General features: G+C 69.2%; 18 protein-coding genes. 12 read left to right on the top strand and 6 right to left on the bottom strand.

Annotated features, from left to right (window positions below):
- The first annotated feature begins 122 nt into the window (after positions 1-122).
- Entirely contained in the window at positions 123-1,700 is a 1,578-nt protein-coding gene (locus ABD188_RS02035; RefSeq protein ID WP_344058037.1) for a carboxylesterase/lipase family protein, read from the top strand.
- A 113-nt stretch (positions 1,701-1,813) separates the two neighbouring features.
- Here ABD188_RS02035 and pgm read toward each other — a convergent pair whose 3' ends face one another.
- Positions 1,814-3,460 carry a phosphoglucomutase (alpha-D-glucose-1,6-bisphosphate-dependent) gene (gene pgm, locus ABD188_RS02030; RefSeq protein WP_344058035.1) on the bottom strand — a complete coding sequence of 549 codons (1,647 nt, stop codon included), beginning with the start codon at positions 3,458-3,460 and terminating at the stop codon, positions 1,814-1,816.
- Between the two features lie 96 nt (positions 3,461-3,556).
- Here pgm and pheA point away from each other — a divergent pair, with 96 nt between their 5' ends.
- Together pheA and ABD188_RS02020 are read left to right on the top strand one after the other, a co-directional pair.
- Positions 3,557-4,510, top strand: a complete 954-nt coding sequence (pheA, locus tag ABD188_RS02025; RefSeq protein WP_344058033.1) for a prephenate dehydratase — start codon at positions 3,557-3,559, stop codon at positions 4,508-4,510.
- Position 4,511: 1 nt separating this feature from the next.
- Positions 4,512-4,961 carry a pyridoxamine 5'-phosphate oxidase family protein gene (locus ABD188_RS02020; RefSeq protein WP_344058031.1) on the top strand — a complete coding sequence of 150 codons (450 nt, stop codon included), beginning with the start codon at positions 4,512-4,514 and terminating at the stop codon, positions 4,959-4,961.
- Between the two features lie 256 nt (positions 4,962-5,217).
- On the opposite strand, the gene ABD188_RS02015 is transcribed toward ABD188_RS02020, so the two are convergent.
- From ABD188_RS02015 to ABD188_RS02005, 3 genes are all read right to left on the bottom strand, one after another.
- A complete protein-coding gene (locus ABD188_RS02015) occupies positions 5,218-6,288 on the bottom strand; it encodes an MsnO8 family LLM class oxidoreductase (protein ID WP_344058029.1) in 1,071 nt (356 codons plus the stop codon).
- A gap of 43 nt (positions 6,289-6,331) precedes the next feature.
- Positions 6,332-6,694, bottom strand: coding sequence for a TM2 domain-containing protein (locus ABD188_RS02010; RefSeq protein WP_344058027.1), 363 nt, complete (start codon positions 6,692-6,694; stop codon positions 6,332-6,334).
- Positions 6,695-6,798: 104 nt separating this feature from the next.
- The gene (locus ABD188_RS02005) at positions 6,799-8,163 is read right to left on the bottom strand and encodes a cryptochrome/photolyase family protein (RefSeq protein WP_344058025.1); all 1,365 of its coding nucleotides are present in this window, start codon (positions 8,161-8,163) and stop codon (positions 6,799-6,801) included.
- A 119-nt stretch (positions 8,164-8,282) separates the two neighbouring features.
- Here ABD188_RS02005 and ABD188_RS02000 point away from each other — a divergent pair, with 119 nt between their 5' ends.
- The 5 genes from ABD188_RS02000 to ABD188_RS01980 all read left to right on the top strand — a co-directional run bounded on the left by ABD188_RS02000 (position 8,283) and on the right by ABD188_RS01980 (position 14,798).
- Positions 8,283-9,293: a LacI family DNA-binding transcriptional regulator gene (locus ABD188_RS02000; protein ID WP_344058023.1), complete on the top strand. Its 1,011-nt coding sequence runs from the start codon at positions 8,283-8,285 to the stop codon at positions 9,291-9,293.
- A gap of 265 nt (positions 9,294-9,558) precedes the next feature.
- Positions 9,559-11,361, top strand: coding sequence for a glycoside hydrolase family 13 protein (locus ABD188_RS01995; protein ID WP_425561317.1), 1,803 nt, complete (start codon positions 9,559-9,561; stop codon positions 11,359-11,361).
- Positions 11,362-11,391: 30 nt separating this feature from the next.
- Positions 11,392-12,759: an ABC transporter substrate-binding protein gene (locus ABD188_RS01990; protein WP_344058021.1), complete on the top strand. Its 1,368-nt coding sequence runs from the start codon at positions 11,392-11,394 to the stop codon at positions 12,757-12,759.
- Positions 12,760-12,843: 84 nt separating this feature from the next.
- Positions 12,844-13,818 (top strand): carbohydrate ABC transporter permease, encoded by a 975-nt coding sequence (locus ABD188_RS01985; protein ID WP_344058020.1) that lies wholly within the window; start codon positions 12,844-12,846, stop codon positions 13,816-13,818.
- A complete protein-coding gene (locus tag ABD188_RS01980; RefSeq protein WP_344058018.1) occupies positions 13,815-14,798 on the top strand; it encodes a carbohydrate ABC transporter permease in 984 nt (327 codons plus the stop codon). Before ABD188_RS01985 ends, ABD188_RS01980 begins: the two co-directional genes overlap by 4 nt.
- A 192-nt stretch (positions 14,799-14,990) precedes the next feature.
- Here ABD188_RS01980 and ABD188_RS01975 read toward each other — a convergent pair whose 3' ends face one another.
- Together ABD188_RS01975 and ABD188_RS01970 are read right to left on the bottom strand one after the other, a co-directional pair.
- On the bottom strand, positions 14,991-15,968 hold the full coding sequence (locus tag ABD188_RS01975) for a DUF559 domain-containing protein (RefSeq protein WP_344058016.1): 978 nt from the start codon (positions 15,966-15,968) through the stop codon (positions 14,991-14,993).
- Between the two features lie 293 nt (positions 15,969-16,261).
- The gene (locus ABD188_RS01970) at positions 16,262-17,320 is read right to left on the bottom strand and encodes a diacylglycerol/lipid kinase family protein (RefSeq protein ID WP_344058014.1); all 1,059 of its coding nucleotides are present in this window, start codon (positions 17,318-17,320) and stop codon (positions 16,262-16,264) included.
- Positions 17,321-17,380: 60 nt separating this feature from the next.
- On the opposite strand from ABD188_RS01970, the gene serS reads away from it, so the two are divergent.
- The 4 genes from serS to ABD188_RS01950 all read left to right on the top strand — a co-directional run bounded on the left by serS (position 17,381) and on the right by ABD188_RS01950 (position 25,082).
- Complete coding sequence (serS, locus tag ABD188_RS01965; RefSeq protein WP_344058012.1) at positions 17,381-18,673, top strand: serine--tRNA ligase; 1,293 nt, start codon at positions 17,381-17,383, stop codon at positions 18,671-18,673.
- 55 nt (positions 18,674-18,728) lie between these two features.
- Entirely contained in the window at positions 18,729-19,637 is a 909-nt protein-coding gene (locus ABD188_RS01960; RefSeq protein ID WP_344058010.1) for an HAD family hydrolase, read from the top strand.
- Between the two features lie 163 nt (positions 19,638-19,800).
- Positions 19,801-21,750: a S1 family peptidase gene (locus tag ABD188_RS01955; RefSeq protein ID WP_344058008.1), complete on the top strand. Its 1,950-nt coding sequence runs from the start codon at positions 19,801-19,803 to the stop codon at positions 21,748-21,750.
- Complete coding sequence (locus ABD188_RS01950) at positions 21,747-25,082, top strand: hypothetical protein (protein ID WP_344058006.1); 3,336 nt, start codon at positions 21,747-21,749, stop codon at positions 25,080-25,082. Before ABD188_RS01955 ends, ABD188_RS01950 begins: the two co-directional genes overlap by 4 nt.

Genomic DNA, 25,082 nt, shown 5'->3' with positions numbered 1-25,082 from the left:
TGGTCGGGCGACGCGGCGTGTCCCGGCCGTAAGCGGCTGCCGCGCGACGAGGTTGGAGCACGTGCCGGTCGAGAGCGCAACCCCCTATGTCGTGCCGATGATCCGAGGCGTAGACAGGGATTGTGGAGGGATCGCTGGACGTGCGCGTCACGGGCGGCGTCGTGCGCGGCGTCCGTGAAGGAGCCACCGTCGCGTGGCGCGGCATCCCTTACGCGGCGCCGCCCGTCGGGCGACTGCGCTTCCGTGCTCCCCGACGGGTGGTTCCGTGGCAGGGCGTTCGGGATGCCGCAGTGTTCGGCCGGGTCGCCCCGCAGGCGTACAAAGGACAGTTCACCGGCGTGGGCCCGGATGTGCCCTCCGGCGAGGACTGCCTGACCGTCAACGTGGTCTCCCCGACGTCGGCATCGGCCGGCGGACCGTTGCTGCCCGTCATGGTGTTCATCCACGGCGGCGGCTACAGCGTCGGGTCTTCGCAGGACTTCAGCGGACAGGGACGCAACTTCGTGCGCACCGGCGCGGTCGTGTACGTCAGCTTCAACTATCGACTCGGCGCACTCGGTTACCTGGACTTCTCGCGCTACTCGACGCCGCGGCGCCCGATCGACTCGAATCTCGGTCTGCGCGATCAAGTCGCAGCCCTCCGCTGGGTGCGGCGCAACATCCGGGCCTTCGGAGGAGACCCCGATCGCGTGACGATCTTCGGCGAATCGGCGGGCGGGAACGCCGTGACGACACTGATGGCGACGGCCTCGGCGCGGGGTCTGTTCGCGCGGGCGATCGCGCAGAGCGCTCCTCCCAACGCCGTGTACTCGCGTGACGTCGCCGCCGAGTGGGCGGCTCAGTTCGTCGAGATCCTGCGTGGTCGCACCGGCACGGGCATCGGGCCGGGCATGGTGACGCTGCCTGCGAGCGGCACCCGCCAGCCGCTGACGGTCGCTCAGACTGTTCGGCTGCTCACGACGACGGATGCCGGCACGATGGTGAACGCTGCGCTCATCCTCCAGGCGCGGACGCCGGACGAGTATCCCGGAGCGTTCTGCCTGGCGCCGGTGATCGACGGGCGGCTGGTGCCGCGACATCCGATCGCCGCGTTCGCCGACGGGACCGCGCACCGCGTTCCGCTCATCATCGGGACGAACGACCGCGAGGGCACGATCTTCCGAAAGCGGATCGACATCCTGCCTCGGTCGGCATCGAGGATCGAGGCAGTCCTGGCACGGGGGACTGCGGAGTCTCGGGATCTGATCGCCCGCGCGTACCCCGGTCTTCCAGGCGGCGCGCTCGCACCTGACTTCGGTGGCGACTACGCCTTCTGGTACCCGTGCGTCGCGGTCGCGGAGCGCCACTCCCGCTATGCGCCGGTGTACTTCTACCGCTTCGACGTCGCGCCGCGCCTGATGAGGTGGGCGGGACTGGATGCCACGCACGGCCTCGAGATGTTCGCGCTGTTCGAGCAGACGGACGCGCCCCTGGCCCGTCGGATGACGTCCCTCGGCGGCCGGAAGGTGTTCAGCAACGCGGGCGAGCGGATGCGCGACGCCTGGATCGACTTCGCCGCCGCCGGCGCGCCCCCCGATTGGTGGCCGCGCTACGTCGAGCATGAGCGCCTCACCCTGATCATCGCGGACCGTGACCGGGTCGAGTCCGACCCGCGCGCTGCCCGGCGCCAAGCGTGGAGCGCCCTGCTCCCGCTCGGGTGACGCCGCCCTTCCCACCGAGATCACATGCTCGCGGCGAGGTCACATCGCAGTGCGTACAACGACACGTGGTCTCGTCGAGAACATGTGATCTCGCGGACCGCTGGGGCGGGAAGTCAGGCCTCGCCGAGCGCCGCCGACACCACGGCGCGCGCCTCCTCCTGCACCTGAGCGAGGTGCTCGGGGCCGCGCAGCGACTCCGCGTAGAGCTTGTAGACGTCCTCGGTGCCGGACGGCCGGGCGGCGAACCATGCGTTCTCGGTCGTGACCTTGAGCCCACCGATCGCCGCGCCGTTGCCCGGCGCGTGCGAAAGCTTCGCCGTGATCGGCTCGCCGGCGAGTTCGGTCGCGGTGACGGCATCCGGTGAGAGCTTGCCCAGCGCCGCCTTCTGGGCGGGCGTCGCCGGGGCATCCACGCGCTGATAGGCGGATGCGCCGAACTCGGCCTCGAGCTCGGCATACCGCTGCGACGGGGTCTTGCCCGTGACGGCCAGGATCTCGGCGGCCAGCAGGCACAGCAGGAGGCCGTCCTTGTCGGTCGTCCACACCGTGCCGTCCTTTCGCAGGAACGACGCACCCGCGGACTCCTCGCCGCCGAAGGCGACCGAGCCGTCCAGCAGGCCGGGCACGAACCACTTGAAGCCGACCGGCACCTCGAGCAGCTTGCGCCCGAGCGAACCCACGACCCGGTCGATGATCATCGACGAGACGAGGGTCTTGCCCACCGCGGCATCCGCCGGCCAGTCGGGCCGGTGGGAGTACAGATAGTCGATCGCGACGGCGAGGTAGTGGTTCGGGTTCATGAGCCCCGCATCCGGGGTGACGATGCCATGGCGGTCCGCGTCCGCGTCATTGCCCGTCAGGATGTCGTACTCGTCGCGCCGTGCCACCAGCGACGCCATCGCCGAGGGCGACGACGGATCCATCCGGATCTTCTCGTCCCAGTCGAGGGTCATGAACTTCCAGGTCGGGTCGACATCCGGGTTCACGACCGTGAGGTCGAGACCGTGCACCTGGGCGATCAGGTCCCAGTACTCGACGGATGCCCCACCGAGCGGGTCGGCGCCGATGCGCACCCCGGCGCTGCGGATCGCGTCGACGTCGATGATGTTCGAGAGATCGCGCACATACGCGTCGCGGAAGTCGTAGTCGCCCAGCGCGTCGCCGTCCAGGTCCTTGTACGGGGTTCGGGAGACTCCTTCGAGCCCCGCCGCGATCAGCTCGTTGGCGCGATCCGCGATCCAGCTCGTGGCATCGGTGTCGGCCGGTCCGCCGTTCGGCGGGTTGTACTTGAAGCCGCCGTCGCGCGGCGGATTGTGGCTCGGCGTGACGACGATCCCGTCGGACCGGCCCGGATCGTCGAGCGCCCGGCCCTTGTTGTAGGTGAGGATCGCGTGGCTGAGGGCCGGGGTCGGCACCCACGAATCGCGCGAGTCGACACGGACGTCCACGCCGTTCGCGATGAGGACCTCGATGGCGCTGCGCTCGGCGGGAAGCGACAGGCCGTGCGTGTCGCGCCCGAGGAACAGCGGCCCGTGGATGCCCTCGGCGTTCCGGTAGTCCACGATCGCCTGGGTGGTCGCGAGAATGTGCACCTCATTGAAGCTCGACGACAGCGATGATCCGCGGTGACCGCTCGTGCCGAACGCAACGCGCTGCTCGGGCACCGAGGGATCCGGCACCCGGTCGTAGTAGGCACTGATCAGCTCGTCGACGTCGATCAGGTCGGAGGCTTCTGCGGGGAGTCCGGCACGCGTGGTCATGCGTTCAGTCTGCCGCTTTTCGGGCTGAAGGGCACTCGTCGCGACGCATTCGGCGGCGGCGATCCGGCCCCCGCGCCCGCCGGTAGGCTGACACGCATGACGGATGCCGCGGCCGCCCGACGCACCTACAGCTATCTGGGACCGGCCGGCACCTTCACCGAAACGGCGCTCGGGCAGGTGCCCGAGGCGTGGGGACAGCAGTGGCGGCCCGTCCGCAATGTGGGTGAGGCCCTCGCCGATGTCGTCGCGGGCCGATCGGACGCCGCGATGATCGCGATCGAGAACTCCGTCGACGGCGGCGTCTCGACCGCCCAGGACGCGCTCGCGACGATGCCCGGGCTCCGGATCGTCGGCGAGTACCTCGTTCCCGTGGAGTTCGTGCTCGTCGGCCGGCCCGGCACGAAGCTCGAGGACGTGTCACTCGTGTCGGCGCATCCGGTGGCATATGCCCAGTGCCTGCAGTGGCTCACCTCCACCCTTCCGGCCCACGCGCACGTGCCCGCCTCGAGCAACGTCGCGAGCGCCGTCGGCCTCATCGACGGAACGAGCGATGCGGATGCCGCGATCGCCCCGCCCGGAATCCTCGAGCACCACGAGCTCGAACTCCTCGCGTCGGACATCGGCGACAACCCGAACGCCGTGACCCGGTTCGTGCTGGTCAGCCGCACGGTCGCAGCGCCTCCGCCGACGGGCGCCGACAAGACCTCGCTCATCGCCGAGCTGCCCGACGACCACCCCGGGGCACTGCTCGAGATGCTGGAGCAGTTCGCCACGCGCGGCATCAACCTCTCGCTCCTCGCATCTCGCCCGATCGGAGATGCGCTGGGCAGGTACCGGTTCGTGATCGACGCCGACGGGCACATCGAGAACGAGCGGATGGCCGACGCGCTTCTCGGCCTTCGGCGGTTCAGCCCGAAGGTCGTCTTCCTCGGCTCGTACCCCCGGGCCGACCGAGCGCTGGTGCACTACCCCGAGCGCTACTCCGACGACGTGTTCGTCGAGGCGCGCGACTGGCTGCGGGGCCTCCTCAGCGGTGAGCCGCAGGAGTGACGTGACCTTCGTCGTCGACCCCTTCATCTTCGATCCCGCTGACGAGAAGCACGCCCGCGCGCTGGCGCGGCTCGAGAGTGAGCAGGTCGCGTGGTTCGGCACGATCGGCCGCGACGGCTTTCCGCACTCCGTGCCGATCTGGTTCCTCTGGCGTGACGGGCGAGCGCTGATCATGAGCGAGCCGGGCAGCGTGAAGGTGCGCAACCTGCGGGAGAACGACCGGGTGATCTTCCACCTCGAGTCGGGCGACGACGGCGAGCAGTGGACGATCCTGCGCGGGACCGCCGCCATCTCACCCGAGCCGTCATCCGAGTGGCTCGACCGCATCGAGGCCGAATACACCGCGAAGTACGACGAATGGCTGCAGCGTCTCGGCATCACGACCGAATCGATGGCCGGGCGCTACACCGCCCTCATCGAGTTCACTCCCGCGAAGGCGATCCTGCAGTAGCCAGGTCCCGCACGTCGCTGAGCTTGTCGAGGCGTCCGGCGTCTCGCATCGGCCCTTCGACAGGCTCAGGGACCGATGCTTCGCTCAGGGACCGATGCTTCGCTCAGGGACCGATGCTTCGCTCAGGGACCGATGCTTCGCTCAGGGACCGATGCTTCGGCTCAGGGACCGATGCTTCGCTCAGGGACCGATGCGTCGGCTCAGGGACCGATGCGTCGGCTCAGGGACGGATGCGTCGGGCTCAGGGACCGAAGGGTCAGGCCACCGGAACCGCGGCGGCGGCCAGCAGCTCGAGCGTCTGCGCCCGGCCGGCTGCGGCATCCATCGGCTCGTCGTCGTAGGCACCCGCGATCGGCGACAGCATCACCTCGTCGACCCCGTGCTGCGCGGCGAACGCCGCGAGCTCTGCGGCGACCGAATCGCCCGTGCCCACGAACCAGTTCGCGCGAGCCGACGACATGATCGACTCGGCGAGGCTGTCGAACTCGTCCGCGCCGGCGATCGCCTGCTCGACCGTCTCGACCGGGATGAGCGGCCGGCTCATCCGCAGGCGCGCCATCATGCGCTGATTCGGCAGCGAGCGTGCCTCGGCCTCCTCGGCCGTGGGCGCGGCGATCGCGTTCACCGTGAGGAACGTGACCGGTGCGGGATGGGCCTCGGTCGGCTGGAACCCCGACCGATACAGGTCCAGCGCCTGCTCGAGCCCCTGGCCCGAGAAGTGATTCGCGAACACATACGGCAGGCCGAGCGCCGCGGCCAGCTGTGCCGAGTAGTCGCTCGAGCCGAGCAGCCACACCTCGGGAGCCCCCGTCGCCGCCGGGGTCGCATGAACGTCGTAGGTGCCGCCGCTCGTGAACCGCACGCTCGCACCTTCGGGCGAGATGAGAGACAGGATGTCGCGGATGTGGTCGGGGAACCGCTCGACGTCGCTCGTCGTGCCGCTCTGCCGGAGCAGCTGCGTGATCACGGGGTCAGAGCCGGGCGCGCGTCCGATTCCGAGGTCGACGCGCCCCGGCGCGAGCGCCTCCAGGGCGGCGAACTGCTCCGCGACCACGAGCGGGGAGTGATTGGGCAGCATGACGCCGCCCGATCCGACGCGGATGCGCTCGGTGCGCGCCGCCGCGGCCGCGACCAGGACCGGAGGGGTCGTCGACGCGACTGCGGGCATGTTGTGGTGCTCGGCGAACCAATACCGGCGGTAGCCGAGCAGATCGGCTCGCGCCGCGAGGTCGAGGGATGCCGCGACCGCCTGCGCGCTGGTCTGACCGGAGCGCACCGGCACGAGGTCGAGAACGGAAAGGGCCGGAACGGGAGAGGAGCTGGACATCACAGAAGCCAACAGCCACCGGCATCCGGTCTATTCCGCGTCGTCAGCCCTGGTACTTGACGACCCGCTCCTGCTTGTCCGTCATCACGCCGGCGATGATCAGGATGATGTCGATCGCCCACCAGATGCCGAAACCACCGAATGTGACGAGCTTGAGGATCCCTGTGCCGATCTTGCCGAGGTAGAACCGGTCGATGCCGAATTCGCCCAGGAAGATCGAGAGCAGGAGGGTCGCCAGCCAAGACTTGGGGCTGAGCTGCTGCGGCGCGGCGGCCGCATAGTGAGGCGCCGCCGGGTATTGAGGCGTCGACGCGTATTGCGGGGGCACGCCGTACGGCGGTGCGGGCTGCGGTGCGGGCTGACCGGACCACGGCTGGGGCTGGTCGGTCTGGGTGGGCTGAGTCATGGGGTTCCTGTCGTTCGAGTCACCACGAGACTAGGTCGGGCTGGGACGCGGCACACGGGGGCCAGCCCCCGGAACCATGGGTGCTCGCACCTCCGTGACGTGACCTACGCGCGCGACGCGCGCTTGACCTGCTCGTAGGCGTCCAACGCCGCCCTGCGGGTTTCGCCCAGGTCCACGATCGGCTCGGGCGGTGCCGCGCTCGCGTCGTCGCGGTACTCCGGAGCCCAGTGCGCGATGTACTCACCGCGCGGGTCGAACTTCTGCGCCTGCAGCTCGGGGTTGAAGATCCGGAAGTACGGCGCGGCATCGGCGCCCGAGCCCGCCACCCATTGCCAGTTGAACGGGTTGTTGGCGACATCCGCATCGACCAGGGTGTCCCAGAACCACTGCTCGCCCCGTCGCCAGTCGATGAGCAGGTTCTTGATGAGGAAGGATGCCGTCACCATCCGCACGCGATTGTGCATGTATCCGGTCTGCCAGAGCTCGCGCATGCCGGCGTCGACCAGCGCGATGCCCGTGCGACCCTGCTGCCACGACGTCAGATGCGATGGGCGAAGATGCGGCCACGGGAACGCGTCGAACTCGGGACGGAGGTTCTTCGTCGCCAGATCGGGTGCGTGGAACAGCGTGTGCCACGCGAACTCGCGCCAGCCGAGCTCCGACAGGAAGCGCCCGCCGCCGCCGGCCTCGACGGCCTCGTGCCAGATCGTGTGAGGGCTCACCTCGCCCCACCGCAGTCGCGGTGACATGAGCGATGTCGCACCCGCCGCGGGTTCGTCGCGCGCCCTGTCGTAGCCGTCGAGGTCGTCGCGCAGGAACTCCCGCAGTCGACGCCGTGCCGCCGGCTCGCCGGGCTCCCATCTCTCGCGCAGGCCGCCCGCCCAGTCCGGATCGTGCGGCAGCAGACCCCAGTCGGCGAGCCGGTCCGAGGCGATCGCTGACCGCGCTCCCGGGATCTCGCGCGGCTCGGGCAGCGGCGCGCGCGGCGCGGGCAGGGCGAGGCAGGCGCGCCAGAACGGCGTGAAAACGGAGAAGTGCGTTCCCGCGCCGGTCTTCACGGTCCACGGCTCGAAGAGAACGGATGCCGCGAATGACGCAGCTTCGACGCCCTCGACCCGCAGCGCGCCCTTGAGATCGGCATCGACCTCGCGCTCGGCGCCGCCGTATCGCCGGTTCCAGAACACCGCGGTGGCCCCGGCATCCGCCACCGCCTCACGGACCACGCGCCCGGCCCGTCCGCGCCGCAGCACCAGCGAGCCGCCGCGTTCCCGCAGCCGTGCGTCGAGCGATGCGAGCGAGTGGTGCAGCCACCATCGGCTCGCACCGCCGAGGGGACGGATGCCGTCGGACTCCTCGTCGAGGACGTAGAGGCCGATCACCGGCTCATCGCGGTCGAGCGCCGCGCGCAGAGCGGGGTTGTCGGCGAGGCGCAGGTCATCCCGGAACCACACGATCGATGAAGGGGGCATGGACCGGATGGTAATCCGAGTCGCTTCGCGCCGGCGGGGGTTGACAGCATCCGACAGCGGCTCACGATCCCTTGCAATGGCTTGCAGAATCCTGCAAGGTATTTGCGTACACTGAGCGCATGTCGAAGCGTCTCGCCGAAGTGGCGCGCAAGGTCGGAGTCAGCGAAGCGACCGTCAGCCGCGTTCTCAACGACAAGCCCGGAGTGTCGGATGCCACGCGCCAGGCCGTGCTCACGGCCCTCGACGTCCTCGGCTACGAGCGCCCGACCAAGCTTCGCGGTGAGCGCGCGCGGCTTGTCGGCCTGGTGCTTCCGGAGCTGCAGAACCCCATCTTTCCGGCGCTCGCCGAGATCATCGGAGGCGGCCTGACGCAGAACGGCTACACGCCGCTGCTGTGCACCCAGCAGAACGCCGGGGGCATCACCGAGTCCGACTACATCGATCTGCTCCTGCAGCAGCAGGTCTCGGGCGTGATCTTCCTGGGCGGCAACTACAGCCAGGCGGATGCCCCGCACGAGCACTACGATCGGCTGCGGCAGGTCAATCTCCCTACGGTCCTCGTGAATGCGCGGATCGAGACGCTCGACTTCGCGACGGTGTCGACGGATGACGGAGCCGCCGCGGAACAGGCGATCCTCCACTTGCACCAGCTCGGCCACCGTCGCATCGGCATGCTTCTGGGGCCGCTCGACCACATCCCGTCACAGCGCAAGCTCGCCGCCGCGCGTCCCCTGCTGGAGCGGCTGGGCGCGCCGCTCGGGGACGACATGGTGGTGCGCGGGTTGTACTCGCTGGAGTCCGGTCAGGCCGGGGCATCTCGCCTCTTCGCGGCGGGCGCGACGGCGATCGTGTGCGCGAGCGACCCGCTGGCGCTCGGCGCAGTGCGGGCGGCTCGTCGCGCGGGCCTGCAGGTGCCGCAGGATGCGAGCATCGTCGGCTTCGACGACTCGGCGCTGATGAGCTGCACCGATCCCGCGCTGACGACCGTCCGGCAGCCGATCGAATCCATGGGACGCACCGTGATCGAACTGCTGCTCTCGCAGATCGCGGGGACGACCGAGGCCGGCGACGAGCTGCTCTTCGAGCCCGAGCTGGTCCTGCGCTCCTCGACAGGCCCCGTCGCGGCCTGAGCCGCGGTTCCTGCGCCCGAACGACATCCGGCCCACCGCCATCCGCCCCGGCCTTGGACCCACGCCACCGGTTACGGACGGGACACGCCGCGCGGTCCCCTTCTGAGATGGCGTGTCGCGTCCGTAAACGGTGGGTGGACGCGGACAAGAGCGAGCCATACTGAGATGTAATCGCAATCTTGCGTAATCCTGTCGCATAGTTGCGCGATTGGCTGCCCGAAGCTACATTCTGAACAGAAGACTTTCCCCGACGACGAGGAGCCCCGTGGACAGCGACGTCCTCACCCGCGAGCAGGCCGCAGAGCGCCGCACGACGCCCTCGACGACCGACCGGCTGTGGTGGCGCTCTGCCGTCATCTACCAGGTGTATGTGCGCAGCTTCGCGGACGGATCGGGCGACGGCACGGGCGACCTCGCAGGAGTCCGCGCGCACCTCGGCTACCTCAAAGACCTCGGCGTCGACGCGATCTGGTTCAACCCCTGGTACCCGAGCCCGATGGCCGACGGCGGGTACGACGTCGAGGACTACCGCGACATCCATCCCCAGTTCGGGTCTCTCGGCGACGCCGAGCTGCTCATCCAAGAGGCATTGACCCTCGGCATGCGCACCATCATCGACGTGGTGCCGAACCACATCAGCGACCAGCACGAGTGGTTCCAGGCGGCGCTGGCCGCCGGTCCCGGCAGCCCCGAGCGGGAGCGGTTCTGGTTCCACCCCGGCAAGGGCGAGAACGGCGACGAGATTCCGACGCACTGGGTCTCGAGCTTCCAGGGCTCGACCTGGACCCGGACCACCAACGACGACGGCACACCGGGCGAGTGGTACCTGCACATGTTCACCCCCGAACAGCCCGACCTCAACTGGAACCACCCCGACGTGCGCCGCGAGCACGAGGACATCCTGAGGTTCTGGTTCGACCGCGGCGTCGCGGGCGTGCGCATCGACTCCGCGGCCCTGCTGATCAAGGATGCCGACCTGCCCGAGGTCGGCCAGAAGCAGGGACCCGGCGAGCACCCGACCGAAGACCGCGACGAGCTGCACGACGTGTATCGGTCGTGGCGCGCGGTCGCCGACACCTACGAGGGCACGCGCGTGCTCGTCGGCGAGATCTGGGTTCCCGACATCGATCGGTTCACCGCCTATCTGCGTCCCGACGAGATGCACACGGCGTTCAACTTCGACTTCCTCGCGCGACCGTGGGGCGCCGCATCCTTCCGCGAATCGATCGAGCAGACCCTGGCTGCGCATGCTCCCGTGGGCGCGCCGAGCACGTGGGTGCTCAGCAACCACGACGTGACCCGGCCCGTGACACGCTATGGGCGCGAAGACACCGCATTCGCGTTCCTCAAGAAGCGCTTCGGCGTGCCGACCGACCCCGATGTGGGCCGCGACCGCGCGCGGGCCGCCGCGCTGCTGGTCGCCGCGCTGCCGGGCAGCCTCTACATCTATCAGGGCGACGAGCTCGGGCTGCCGGAGGTCGAGGATCTGCCCCGCGAGCTGATCGAGGATCCGATGCACTACCGCTCGGGCGGCGTCGATCCGGGTCGAGACGGCTGCCGCGTGCCGCTGCCATGGTCGGGCGACCGACCGCCGTTCGGCTTCAGCCCGGAGGGCACCGACACATGGCTGCCGCAGCCGGCGGAGTGGGTCTCGCTCACCGTCGAAAGGCAGCGAGCGGATCCCACCTCGACGCTCAACCTCTACCGTGATGTGCTCCGCCTGCGCCGCGAGCTGCCCGAACTCGGCGACGGCCCGCTCGAGTGGTGGGACGACGCGGTCCCCGGTGGCCCGGATGTGCTGGCGTTCCGTCGCGGCGACCGCTTCGCGTGTGTCGTGAACACCGGCGACACCCCGGTGGCTCTGCCGGAAGGCACGACCATCCTGCTCTCGAGTGCCCCGCTCGAGCGCATCGCTCGCGTCGGCGATCCCGGCGACAGCACCGCCCTCGCGGGCGACTCCACCGCGTGGCTGCGAATCGATGACCCGAACCTGACGGCGGATGCCGCGGCATCCGGTGCAGCGACGAAATCCACCCCCACACCGGAGGACTCCGCGCCGAGAGGCTGACGCGGAGACTCCACCACGAAAGGAAAGACGATGAAGTCACCAGCAAGGGTCCTGCTCGCCGGTGTCGCCACGTTGGCGACCGTCGGCGCGCTCGTCGGCTGCTCGCCAGCCGCAGATGAGAGCGAGAGCGGCAAGACCGAACTGCGCGTCGCCACGTTCCCGCCCGGCGCCGACGCCGCAGCATACGAGGCGTTCGCCGCTCAGGAGGCGCAGTTCGAAGAGGAGAACCCCGACATCGACGTCGTCGGTGTCGAGTACGAGTGGGAGGGCCCGACCTTCGCCGTGCAGCTCGCCGGCGGCAGCCTTCCCGACGTCTTCACGGTGCCGTTCACCGACAGCAAGACGCTGCTCGAGAACGGGCAGCTGATGGATGTCACGAAGGAGATGGACGAGCTCGGCTACACCGACAGCTTCAACCCGATCATCCTCGACGCGGTCACCGGGCCCGACGGGAACATCTACGGATTCCCGCGTCAGGCCTATGCGGCGGCGCTGCACTACAACCGCGACCTGTTCGAGCAGGCCGGGCTCGACCCCGACAACCCGCCTGAGACCTGGGACGAGATCCGCGCCGCGGCCAAGCAGATCCACGATGAGACCGGCAAGGCCGGCTATTCGCAGATGGCGATCAACAACACCGGCGGCTGGCAGCTGACGTCGCAGACCGCAGCCCGCGGCGGCCGGACGCAGATCGACGACATGGACGGCACATCGGAGTCGACGATCGACAACCCCGCGACGAAGGCGACGCTGGAGTTCCTGCACGCCCTCAAGTGGGAGGACGACTCGTTCGGGTCGAAGGTCGACCTCGACTGGGGCACGATCAACCAGGAGTTCGCGGCCGGAAACGTCGGCATGTACACCTCGGGCTCCGATATCTACACCGCCCTCGTCCGTGACTTCGGTCTCGACTCATCGGTGTACGGCATGTCGGTCGTGCCGCTGGAGGGCGATGACCCGGGCACCCTCGGCGGTGGCGACATCGCCGTGATGAGCCCGACGATCGATGACGCCACGAAGGCTGCCGGTGTCAAGTGGATCGACTGGTACTACATGCAGAAGCTGCTCGACGAGGACGCCGCCGTGCTCGACGCGAAGACGCTCAACGAGTCGGGTCAGGCCGTGGGCACGCCCCTGCTGCCGGTGCTGAGCCGCGAGCTCTACGAGGAGTCGCTCGTCTGGATCGAGGACTACATCAACGTGCCGAGGGACCAGATGGCGCCGTTCAGCGACCGCATCTGGGACCAGACGCCCGTGGGTGAGCCGAAGGTCAAGACGCAGGAGGTCTACGCCCTCCTCGACGGTGTCGTCCAGGCTGTGCTGACTTATGAGAACGCCGACATCGACGCTCTCCTCGCGCAGGCGCAGACCGACGCGCAGGCGCTGCTCGACGAGTGACGTACGGATGCCGCGGCCGGGGCGTCTCGCCACGCCCCGGCCGCAGCATCTTCCCCCTGGTTCGCCGATTTCGACGAGAGACTCATGAGCGTGATCGACAAGGCAGCGGCACCGGCGGCAGCGCCGGACGCGGCGCCCCCCGACATCCCGGCCCACCGCAAGGTGCGTCGCACACCTCTGACGTGGTTCCGCGGCGGGGGCCTGTGGAACCTGCTGTTCTTGCTGCCGATGCTCTTCGTGTTCTTCTTCTTCAGCTGGTCGCCGATCGTGCAGTCGGTGATCATGAGCTTCCAGAAGACGAACCTGATCGTTTCGCACTGGGTCGGCTGGGACAATTACGTCGCGATCCTCACCGACCCGTCCCTGGGCCGCGCGGTGCTCAACACGCTCTACTTCGCGGTGCTCGCACTGATCTTCGGCTTTCCGCTGCCGCTGTTCATGGCGGTGCTGATGAGCGAGGTCAAACGCGGCAAGGGCCTCTATTCGGCGCTCGCCTACCTGCCCGTCGTCGTGCCGCCGGTCGTCGCAGTCCTGCTGTGGAAGGTCTTCTACGGCGCCGGACCCGAAGGCGTCTTCAACACGATCCTCAGCTGGTTCGGCATCCCACCCCAGCCCTGGATCCAGAGCGCGGTGCAGGCGATGCCCTCTCTCGTGCTCGAGGCGACGTGGGCCGCCGCGGGTGGCAGCATCATCATCTACCTCGCAGCCCTGCTGTCGGTGCCGCCAGAGCTCTACGACGCCGCGGAGGTCGACGGCGCCGGCATCTGGCGCAAGGTGTGGCACGTCACCATTCCGCAGCTGCGCGGCATCCTCTTCATCATGCTGATCCTGCAGGTCATCGCGACCGCGCAGGTCTTCCTCGAGCCGTTCTTGTTCACCGGCGGCGGGCCGGTCGGGTCGACGACGACGATCCTGCTGTACATCTACAACCTCGCGTTCCGCAACAGCCTCGGCGGCGACTACGGCGAGGCCACCGCCGTGTCGGTGCTGCTCGCGATCGTGCTCGGCATCCTGTCGTGGCTGTATTTCAAGCTCACCAACCGCTGGAGCACGACATGACCACCACGATCTCTGCCGCGCAGACCAAGGAGGGGATGCGTGGCTTCCTCTCCCGCCGTCGGCGCTCCCTGAGATTGTCGAAGGGCGACTCGGTCGACGACCTGAACGACCGTTCGATCATCTCGGCCAGCGAGCGGCGCCGGCGCGGCACCCGGTGGGGGATGCGCGGTACGCACGCGTTCCTGTTCATCGGACTCACGGTCGTGGGTCTCGGACCGATCCTGTGGCTCGCGAAGTCGGCGATCACGCCGACGCAGGACACCCTGACCCAGCCGTTCGCACTCTGGCCGAACGGGATGGACTGGGCCAACGTCGCGACGGCGTGGAACGACATCCACATCGACCAGTACTTCTGGAACACCGTGATCCTCGCGGCCGGCGCGTGGTTCTTCCAGCTGTTCGTGGCGACCACGGCCGGGTACGCGCTGTCGGTGCTGCGTCCGAAGTACGCGCCGGTGCTCACCGCACTCGTGCTCGCGACCCTGTTCATCCCCGGCATCGTGCTTCTCGTGCCGCTCTACCTGACGATCGTGCACCCGCCGATCATCGGAGGATCGCTGCTCAACAACTACCTGGCCGTGTGGCTGCCGATGGCGGCGAACGCGTTCAACATCCTGCTGGTGAAGCGGTTCTTCGACAATCTGCCCGGCGAGATCTTCGAGGCCGCGAAGACGGATGGCGCGGGTCCGCTCCGGCTGTTCTGGTCGATCGTGCTGCCGATGTCGAAGCCGATCCTCGGCGTGGTCTCGGTGTTCGCGATCATCGCCGCGTGGAAGGACTACCTCTGGCCGAAGCTCGTGCTCACGACCCCCGCGGTGCAGCCGCTGTCGGTGCGGCTGCCCGAGGTGCAGTCCCAGACCGAGCTCGACGTGTTCCTGGCGGCGCTGGCCATCGCCACCCTCATCCCGATCGCGATGTTCATGATCTTCCAGGGGGTGTTCCTGCGCTCCGCCGGCCTCGGCGGTGCGGTGAAGGGCTGACTGGCCCCCCTTGTCACGTTTACGGACGCGACACGCCGTGTCGCGGCATCCGTCAGCGGCGTGTCGCGTCCGTAACCGGTGAGCGGCTTGGCCAGCGAGGGGCTCGGCGGCCCGGGGCATGGGAACGCGACGTGTGGACTGGCCCGCCCCTCGTCACGTTTACGGACGGGACACGCCGTGTCGCGGCATCCGTCAGCGGCGTGTCGCGTCCGTAACCGGTGAAGAGGGGAAGTGGCCGCGCGAGTGCAGCGCTCGACGGACGCGCGCGACGATCGAGTAGGGGGAGCGCAGCTGCCCTTTTCGCACACGGATGACGAGCCAGCCGGATGCCGAGGCTCGCTCGAGATCGGCGGCATCCTTGTCGTACTGGGCTGAATCGGTGCGGTGCTGCTCGCCGTCGTATTCGACGAGGACGCGGTACTCCTCGTAGACCATGTCGCCGAGCTTGATGTGGTGGCCGTTCCGGTCGCGGACGGGGACGTTGATCGTCGGTTCCGGCAGCCCTGCCCGAACAAGCAGGAGTCGCACCTCGGTTTCCTTGGGCGAGTCGGTGCGGGGCCGAACGAGCGCCATGGCTTCGCGTAGGCGCTTCGCACCCCACCGACCCGCATACCGCTCCACCGCCAGCCGCAACTCCTCGATCGTCGCATCGGGAGACTGCCGCCGGACCAGGTGGTCGCCGATCGCGACCAGTTCATCGATCGAGAGCATCGCCGACAACGCGCACCAGGTATCGACCGGATGTGTGACGCGGAGACCCTTGGCCACGACATGCCGCTGATCCTTCGGCAGGGGGTGCACCTTGACCTCCGGACGGCGCCTGCGGGCGTCATCCGAAGTGGAGGTGACATGGGTCGTCGGATGCCTCAGCCGGCCCATTTCGAGTGGGAACCCCAGTGCGACACCGGCGGTGATATGGCTGAACGCGGCGTCCGCCGGAAGCCGCGCAGCCTCGATACGCGCTCTCGCCAGATTCGCTTTGCGCAGCCGCTTCCATGGCTTCTTCGGTGTCCGCTTCGCGCGCTTCTGCCGACGCACCCTGACGCCTCGCAGTGGCGTCTCGAGATCGCCCCGCCGGAGTCTGCCGCGGGGGACCCCCAGCTCGTCGGCCTCTCGCAGCGAAAAGGCTCGCCCCTCGAGTTGTTCGGGAAGGGGGGTGGGGCCGCTCATCCGCCCAACTGTGGGGGGCGGGATCCCTTCGTCACCGCGTCCCGAGCGGTTTCGTGGAGAGCCCGGCTCGGCCCACCTCTGTGGAGGACGCGTCCCCCGCCGACCCCCCCGCGCCGGTTACGGACGCGACACGCCGCGCCCACGCCCCGCGCCACGGCGTGTCGCGTCCGTAACCGAAAAAGGGACGCGCCCTCGTCCCCCGCTACCCCCGCGCCCGTTACGGACGCGACACGCCGCGCCGACGCCCCGCGCCACGGCGTGTCGCGTCCGTAACCGAAAAGAAGGGGGAGGGGCTATAGGCGCGAGACGGGATGCCCCTTGGGCACCGTCACGATCAGCCCGCCGGGGGAGACCCGCGTGACGATCTGCACGGCCTCGCCGAACTCGTCGCCGTCGAGCTGTACCGGCTGGGCCGGCGACGTCGCGACATCCACCCCGGCGCCACGCGAATACAGCACGGAGTTGTCCTTGGTGCGCAGTGCCAGCACCTCGCGGCCGGCGCGGAAACGGCGGAGGAAGCTGTTGTCCCACGCCACGCGACGCCAGACGAGCAGCCAGCCGAACGGGCCCTTCGGCTGGAAGATGACGATGTCGAGCTCACCGTCGCTCACGGATGCCTCAGGGATCAGCTCGAGCCCGGCAGGCAGCGACCCGCAGTTGGCGAACAGCACGCTCTGCACCTTCGCCGAGTGCAGCCGCCGCTCGCCGATCTGGTACATGATCCGGAACGGCTTCGCGTTCGGAAGCGAGCGGGCCGCGCCGTCCACGTAGGCGATCCAGCCGACCCGCTTCTTGAGGTCGCCGCTGGTGTTGGCGATCATCGCGGCGTCGAGACCCATTCCGCCCATCACGACGAATGCGTGCTCCTCCCGCGACCCGTCGCTGCGATGCAACTTCGCCCATCCGACATCGATCGGGTGCGTGTCGCCGTCGAACGTGGCGCGCACCATCGCGGCCGGATCCCCGATCGGCAGGAACAGGTTGCGCGCGAGCAGGTTGCCGGTTCCGCTCGGCACGATCGTCAGCGGCACTCCGCTGTCGCTCATCGCCTCGGCGACGGCGCGCACGGTTCCGTCGCCGCCGGCCACCAGGACCGCGTCGACACCTTCCTTCAGCGCCTGCCGGGTCACATCATCGCCGAGGTCGTCGACCGTCGTCTCGTAGAAGAGGGGCTCGGACCAGCCTGCGCCGTCGGAGAGCTGCTGAACGCTTGCCCGGAGCGTCGCGGCATCCACCTTCGTGGGATTGTAGACGAGCGCGGCTTTGGGGCTCGGGCGCGCCCCGGCCTCAGTGGGACCCGGGGCTCCGTCACTCGCCGGATCGGGGAGGGGCGAATCGGGAGGGCTGGCCATGGGTACACCCTAGGACTGCAGGCTCGGGATGCCGCATCCTGCGCTGACTAGACTCGAGAGGTGATCGATCTGGCCTTCCTCCGCGACAATCCCGAGCTGGTCAAGCGCTCGCAGGAGGCGCGCGGGGAGTCGCCCGACACGGTGGATGCGGCCATTGCGGCCGACCGCGAGCGCCGAGCCGCCATCACCTCCTTCGAAGAGCTCCGAGCCGCGCAGAACGCCCACGGCAAGCGGGTCGCGCAGGCGCCGAAAGAGCAGAAAGCCGCCCTCGTCGCCGAAGCGAAGCAGCTGAGCGAACAGGTCAAGCGGGCCCAGCACGCGGTTACGGCGGCCGAGGCGGCATCCGATGAAGCGCTCGCGAAGATCGAGAACATCGTGATCGAGGGTGTGCCCGCCGGCGGCGAAGACAACTTCGTGACCCTCCGCACCCACGGCGACACCCCCGTGTTCGACTTCGAACCGCGCGACCACCTCGCCCTCGGCGAGCTGCTCGGTGCGATCGACATGGAGCGCGGCACGAAGGTGTCGGGCAGCCGCTTCTACTTCCTCACCGGCATCGGCGCCCGCCTGGAGCTCGCGATCATGAGCCTCGGGCTCGACCGGGCGCTGCAGGCCGGCTTCATCCCGATAATCCCGCCGACCGTGGTGCGTCCAGAGGTCATGCGCGGCACCGGATTCCTCGGGCAGCACGCCGCCGAGGTCTACCACCTCGAGGAGGACGACCTCTACCTCGTCGGCACGAGCGAGGTGCCGCTCGCCGGCTATCACATGGACGAGATCCTCGATCTGACGAAGGGCGCCAAGCGCTACGCCGGGTGGTCGACGTGCTACCGCCGCGAGGCCGGGTCGTACGGCAAGGACACCCGGGGCATCATCCGGGTGCATCAGTTCAACAAGCTCGAGATGTTCGTGTACACCACTCCGGAGGATGCCGAGACCGAGCACCTGCGGCTGGTCGCCCTCCAGGAGGGCATGCTGCAGGACCTCGGCCTCAGCTACCGCGTGATCGACGTCGCCGCGGGCGACCTCGGCTCGAGCGCCGCGCGCAAGTACGACGTCGAGGCGTGGGTGCCGACGCAGGGCGCCTACCGCGAGCTCACCAGCACGAGCAACTGCACGACCTACCAGGCGCGCCGTCTCGACATCCGCCACCGCCTCACCGCAGACCAGAACGGCAAAACGGCACAGGGTGGCAGGACGCAGCACGTCGCCACCCTGAACGGCACCCTCGCAACGACCCGATGGATCGTGGCGATCCTCGAGACGCACCAGCGTGCGGACGGCTCGGTCGCGGTCCCCGAGGTGCTGCAGCCGTACCTCGGTGGACTCGAGGTCTTGGAGCCGATCGAGTGACACGCGGTACGCGTCCTGCGCGCGCCAGCGCGCATCGCCCGAAGGGGGCGATCGAATGAGCACGGAGCACCTGCCTCCGACCGGGAGTGTCAAGGTCGTCAAGCCGAGCAAGGCGGCCAAGCTCGTCGAGCAGGTCGCGCGCGACACCGAGGATCCTCAGGTTCCTACCGAGAAGCTGCTCATCGTGCTCGACATCGACGGCACCGTCATCCTGCAGGACGAGTCGCTGAGCCCCGGCGTCGTCGAAGCCGTCGAGCACGCCCATCGCGCCGGCCACGAGGTGATGATCGCCACCGGGCGCAGCTGGGAGGGCACGCGCGACATCCTGGAGCGGCTGCGGATCGCTCCCGAGTTCGTGGTCTGCTCGAACGGCGCGGTCGTGCTGCGACGACTGGATGCCGAGGCTCTGAGCTACGAACGGTTCCACGTCGAGACGTTCGATCCCACCGAGGTGCTGCTCCTGCTGCGCGAGCACCTGCCCGACGCGCGCTATCTCGTCGAGCTGCCGGACGGTCACCGGCTCTACACCGAGTACCTCGAGGACTGGAACCTGGCGCACGCGGACAAGGTGGCCTTCGACGACCTCGGTGCCCACCCGGTGTGCCGCATCGTCGTGGTCGCGCCGGATCAGGGTGAGCAGGACTTCGTCGACCTCGTCTCGCGCATCGGTTTGCAAGAGGTGTCGTACGCCGTGGGCTGGACCGCGTGGCTCGACATCGCGCCGCAGGGCGTCGACAAGAGCACGGGCCTCGAGATCGTGCGGACCGAGCTCGGCCTGAACCCCGCACACGTGCTCGTGATCGGCGACGGCCGCAACGACGTCGGCATGTTCCGCTGGGCACTCGAGCGAGGCGGCCGCGCCGTGGCGATGGAACAGGGTCCGCAAGAGGTTCGGGATGCCGCGGGCGAGACGACCTCGTCGGTCGAGGCCGGCGGTGTCGCCGAGGTGCTGCGCAAGCTCTGACGCGAGCGGTCCTGAGCCTGCCGGAGGGCCGCGGTCGCCTCGACGGGCTCAACGACCTGTGGGTCGGAGCGGCATCGGTCTGCCACGCCCTTGCGGGCCCTCGGTCGCGTACAAGAAACTGAGCACGGGGCCCGGGAGGGCCTGACGCCGACAGGTGGGGACGATGGCAGCTGGGCGATTCGACGACCTGATCTCGCTGTGCACGTATCAGGTCGGCGACGAGGGCAATCACGGCACCGGCTTCGCCGTGTCGTCGAAGCTGCTCGTGACCTGCCGGCACGTGGTGGAAGGCGTGGCGCCGGGCGGCGACGTCCCGCTCGTGCGCGCGGCCGCCGATCGCCTCGCGCTTACCGCTCGCGTGCGCACCATGCTGCCCGCCGGGTTGGGGGGTCTGGCAGCTGAGCCGACCGCAGCCGAGCGCTGGCCCGACTTCGCACTGCTCGAGCTCACGGGGGACGATGAGTTCCCGACTGCTGTGGTCCTCGACGCCAACCAGCCCGACGAGGGCGCGAAGGTCCGGGTCGGCGGGTTCGCGTCGTGGCTCGGCTACGACACGCAGATCTACGAGATCGGGTCGAGCGTCAGTCTCGACGAGGCCGGCAACCATTACACGAGGATCACTGACGACATCGTGGATGAGGGCGTCTCGGGGGCAGCCGTCGTCACCCCGAACGGGTTCATCTGCGGCTACGTCAACGCCTCACGGCTGAAAGGCGGACCGAACGGCGGGTACTTCGTACCTCTCCCGGACGTGCTGGACGCGGTGCCGCAGCTGCGCGAGCTGCACGATCGCCCGGATGCCGCGGCCGGCGAGTGGGTGCGGCGGATCGGCACCGCGGAGCTCGAGGCCGTCCGGCGCGACAGCGGAACAGGCGATCGTGAGGGCGCCTACGCGCCGCCGGTGATCGTGAACCTGCTGTTCCACGAGACGACGGTGGAGGGTCAGCCCCCACGGCAGTGGACGGTCGAGGTCGAGGGTGACCCCGCAGCCAAGGCCACATGGCAGCTCGGCAACCTCGGCGACGATCTGTTCGACGCGCTCGACAACTGGGCCCGGCGCCACGAGCTTCGCACGAAGGACCAGGTCGAGATCCTCTCCCGAGTACTCGAGCGAGCCGTGCTGCCGGACGCCATCAAGCAGGCGCTCGGTGCCGTCGACCAGCGAAGGACCCCCATCTTCCGGCTGCGCACCGCCGCGGAAGACCCGCTCACGGCGATTCCGTGGGAGTACGTCACCAGTCTCTCGACGTCGGAGCTCTGCTCGTTCTCGCGCTACATTCCGGTGCCCCCCAAGGGCGACATCCCACTCGAAGGCAAGCAGACGATCCGCGTGCTGGTGGTCGTGGATCCGGTGGCCGGCGTGACCCCCAAGTCGGTCAAGACCGAGCTCGAGGGAAAGTTCGCGACGATCAACAAGGAGTTCACGACCCAGGACCCGCCGCGGATCGAGGCCACCGTCATCGCGCAGCCCGACTGGAAGACCTTCAGCGAGGCGGTGCGCCCCGGAAAGGACGCCGTCGGTGCGAAATGGGATGTCGTGCACCTCGTGGCCACCGCGGCGCCCGTCGGCGCCCTCGTCATGCCGACGATCAGGTCGCAGGCAGACCCCGTGGCGTGGAACACGATCTCGAGCATGCTCGTCGCGTCGGGCGCGAAGGTCGTGGTGCTGCAGCTCGGATCGCAGGCGGCCGCGCTGCCACCGCCGATGTCCGTCTACTTCGACCTGCTCAAGGCGAAGTCGACCATCAACGCCCAGTTCGGCGAGAGCATGACGGTCAGCGAGACCCGCGCACTCGTGCTGTGCCAGCACATCACCGATCCCGGTGACGTGACGGGGTTCTCCGAGACGTTCTACCGTCAGCTGGCGCTCGGCCGATCGGTCGAGAACGCCGTGCAGGATGCCCGTCGCATCATGAGCGAGCTGGCCAGCGAAGAGGACTATGCGGCGTTCGGAGCGGTCAGCGTCGTGACAACGATGCAGGGAGACATCCGGCTCATCGAAGAGGAGCGCGCGCCGCTGGACCGCGCCGAGCAGGATGGCGGCGCCTACGCCGATGACGGACGGACGACTGCTCAGAGGAAGCAGAGCACACGACAGGGACCACGACTGTGACCGCCGAACCCGCTTCTCGCGCCGACCTCCTACGGGCCGCACTCGCGGATGTCAGCGGCCTGGTCGAGCGCGTCGTGTCTGCGCTCGCTGATCCCGACGAGCTCGTCGAGGTCGGGGACGATCTGCGTGAGCGCTTCCCGCAGTCGCTCGATGTGCTCGCGACCACGGCTTCGGAGGCGGTCGACCATCTGCTGAGACAGAAGACCCACGAGCAGTGGGCGGCGCAGTTCGGCGCGGACGACTGGCCCGAGCGCAGCGCTCGGCTCTCGCAGCAGCTGGATGAGGATGTGGACACCGGGACCGCGCTCTGGTTCGAGAGCTGGCTCGAGGCGCTCACCTCCGGTGCGAACGAAGAGGCGTGGCGCATCCTCGCCCTGCCGCATCTGGTCGCGGACTGGGCAGCCTGGCTTCCCGATCGCGCGGCAGCGATCCAGTCGGCCGTCGAGCGGTCGACCTCCGACGCTCATGGGGCGGTCGCCCAGCTCGACAACCTCGTCGAAGTGCTGCTCGAGTACGAGTCGCACAGCGCCGACCACTTCGTCTACGGCGCCCTTGATCGCCTCGCCCTCGATTCGGTCAAGGGACGCATCGAACTCCTCCTGATCATCGCGCGAGTGTTGGCGCTCGCCGGCGACGCGCGGGCCATCCCGCTTGTCCTGCAGGCGAATCGCCTGCTGGGATCAGTGCAGGCGGGCTCTGAGGCGACCATCGGCCTCGCGATCTCGGCGACCGAGTCGTTCCTCGCCCGCCACGGCCTCGAGGACGGCATGTCGTCGTCGGTCCAGACGCTGCATGCCGGAGGAGCGGCCGACCTGGCGGGCATCCACGAGTTCATCCGACTGCGTGGCGCCGACGAGGCCGAGAGCGCGCGACCCGCACGGTCGGATGTTCCGCCTGCCGACGGCTACGTGGCAGCCGCATCTCCGTCGAGTTCGACGACGGACAGCGCGCCCGCCGAAGCACCGACCAGCGAGCAGGACGTCGTGGGAGGCGGCCCGGAATCCAGCGAAGCCACACCGCCGGCAACGACGGCGACGCGTCCGCCGCTCACGGTCGTCCAGCAGCTCGTCGATGCGCTGCCCTCCGTCGCGGGTGCGGAGGAGCGTCTCTCGGCGCTCCTCGAACCCCCGTCCGAGGTGCTGCTGCTCGCTCTGGCGACCCGTCTGCTCGCGGAGGATCGTGCAGAGGCCGCCTCCGGTCTGATCGGCAACCTGTGGGTGCCGGGTATGACGAGCGACCTGCGCGCGCCCGCGGATGCGCTGGTGATGGATGTCGCGTCACGGCTTCTCGAGGACGGGTCCATCGACGCCGCATCGGGCGTCGCCGCCCAGCTGTGGATCCCCGAGCTCGCCGAACAGCTCCGAGAGCCCGCCGTGCGGCTGCGTCTCTCGATCGCCGAGGCGGTGGGGCTGGATGACGCGGCCCGCGCCCAGGTCTACGGAGCGATCGGCGACCAGGCGATCTGGAGCGGCGTCAACGAGCTCGGCCGAGCGTCGTTCGAGCGCGCACTGGCTCTGACCCCCGGCGATCCCTCCCTCGAGCGACGGCTCGCCGACTCGCTCTACATCACGGCCGGGCTGGTCGACGGGGCTGAGGAGCTCGCGGATCTGCTCCGCGCGCTCGAGCTGTGCGAGTCGGCCGCCGAGACCGAGCCCATCACGGCAGAGACCGCGTGGGTGAACAACCTCACCCGCATCCTGCACCAGCGGCTGTATCGCATCGAGAAGCCGCCGCCATCGGCGAGGCTTTGGGAATCGCTGCGCGACGCGATCGCCTGGTACGCGACCGACAGCTCGGAGGACCCGCAGCTCTGGCGCAACGTCACATTCGACCTGCGCAACGTCGGCCTGCTGCACACCGGCTATTACCTGGCGACGCGGTTCCACGAGCCCGGCGACGCCGGGTCGACGTGGGAGGTGGTCTACAGCCTGCTCAACACCGGCCGGGCCGGCGAGGCCCTCGACCTCATGCCCCCGCAGGCGGAGGACGGCGAGCGCGAGGGGTGGATCGACGCCGTTCGCGGCTACGCGTACAGCTGGCTCGAGCACGACGACGCGGCCGAGCTGCTCGCCGAGGCGGCCGAGACGGGCAGCGTGACCTACATCGAGTGGCTGGCGGAGTTCCAGACGCGACGCGCCGAGAGCGACGCCGCGGCCACCTGGGAGTCGGTCCGGGCCGCGGCCGACGCCGATGACCCCGATCAGGCGAACCTCGCCATCTGCGCAGCCGTATACCAGGGCCGGTTCGACGAAGCGCGCGCGCTCGCGGTTCGGGTCGGCAGCAGCGAGCGCCTGCAGCTCGGATGGCGCAGCGGAAGCTGGGCCGTCGCGGTCGCCGACATCATCTCGAGCGAGGGGCAGGACGGCTGGGACGACCTGGCTGCGGCGATCAGCTGGGGGTTCGTGCCCGGCGAGGTCGACCGGATGCGCCGGTTCACCCGCACCATCCTGCAGTTGCACGGCGGAGATCGGGGGGCCGAGTACGCGGCGCGGATGGATGAGATCGCCGCGAGCGAGGCGGAGCGCCTGGCCAAGGTGGTCCCGGTCGGCGACGCCGAGGCCGCGATGCTCGCCGAGCTCGACTTCGCTCGTTCACGCCTCGACGAACCGCTCGTCGGCGCGGTCATCGATGAGTTCCTGCGCGACATCGTGCGACGGACCGATGACACCGCTCCGGCCGAGCCCGAGCCGGCGAATGACGCCGGCGGGGATGTCGCCGGCGAGCATGTCGCCGACGTGGATGCCGCCCCATCCGATGAAGAACAGGAACCCTCGGCGCCGCCGATCGGCGCCCTCGTCCCGCCCTCGTGGCTCAAGGAGTGGGCGGGACGCGAGCTCGAGAGCGAGCTCTTCGTGCGGGCCATCCCGCTCGCCCGCGCTGCATTCTGGCGCCGCAGGGAGACCGACGTCAGGCTGCGCTCTGTGGAGTTCGGAGTCAGCGAAGAGTGCGAGCCCAACCTGGTCTACATCTCGCCCTCGGGATTCACGCAAGAAGGCGACATGACGCTGTTCGATGAGATCGACGGGCCGTCAGGCTGGTACTGCCCGACTGACTGGCTCTCGGGGCTCAGTCCCGAGCGGCGTGGCAGCGCGACCGCGCTGAGCTCCGGCATCCACCGTCTGCCGGACCCCGTCGACGCGACGGAGCGCGTGAGCTCATGGAGCGCGTGGGAGACCGTGGCGCGCGCCGCATTCCTCATCGCGGAAGAGGCAGCGCTGGCCGAGGCGGCGGAGACGGTGCCCGGCGCCGCCGGTGCTGCAGCTGCGGACGTCGGCGTCGACGCCGGCCCCGTCGAAGCCGACCCCGGTCCGGCCGCCGCCGAAGCGGAGTAG

Source organism: Microbacterium pumilum (assembly GCF_039530225.1).
GTDB classification, from domain to species: Bacteria; Actinomycetota; Actinomycetes; order Actinomycetales; family Microbacteriaceae; genus Microbacterium; species Microbacterium pumilum.
This window is presented reverse-complemented; position numbering and strand designations above follow the sequence as displayed.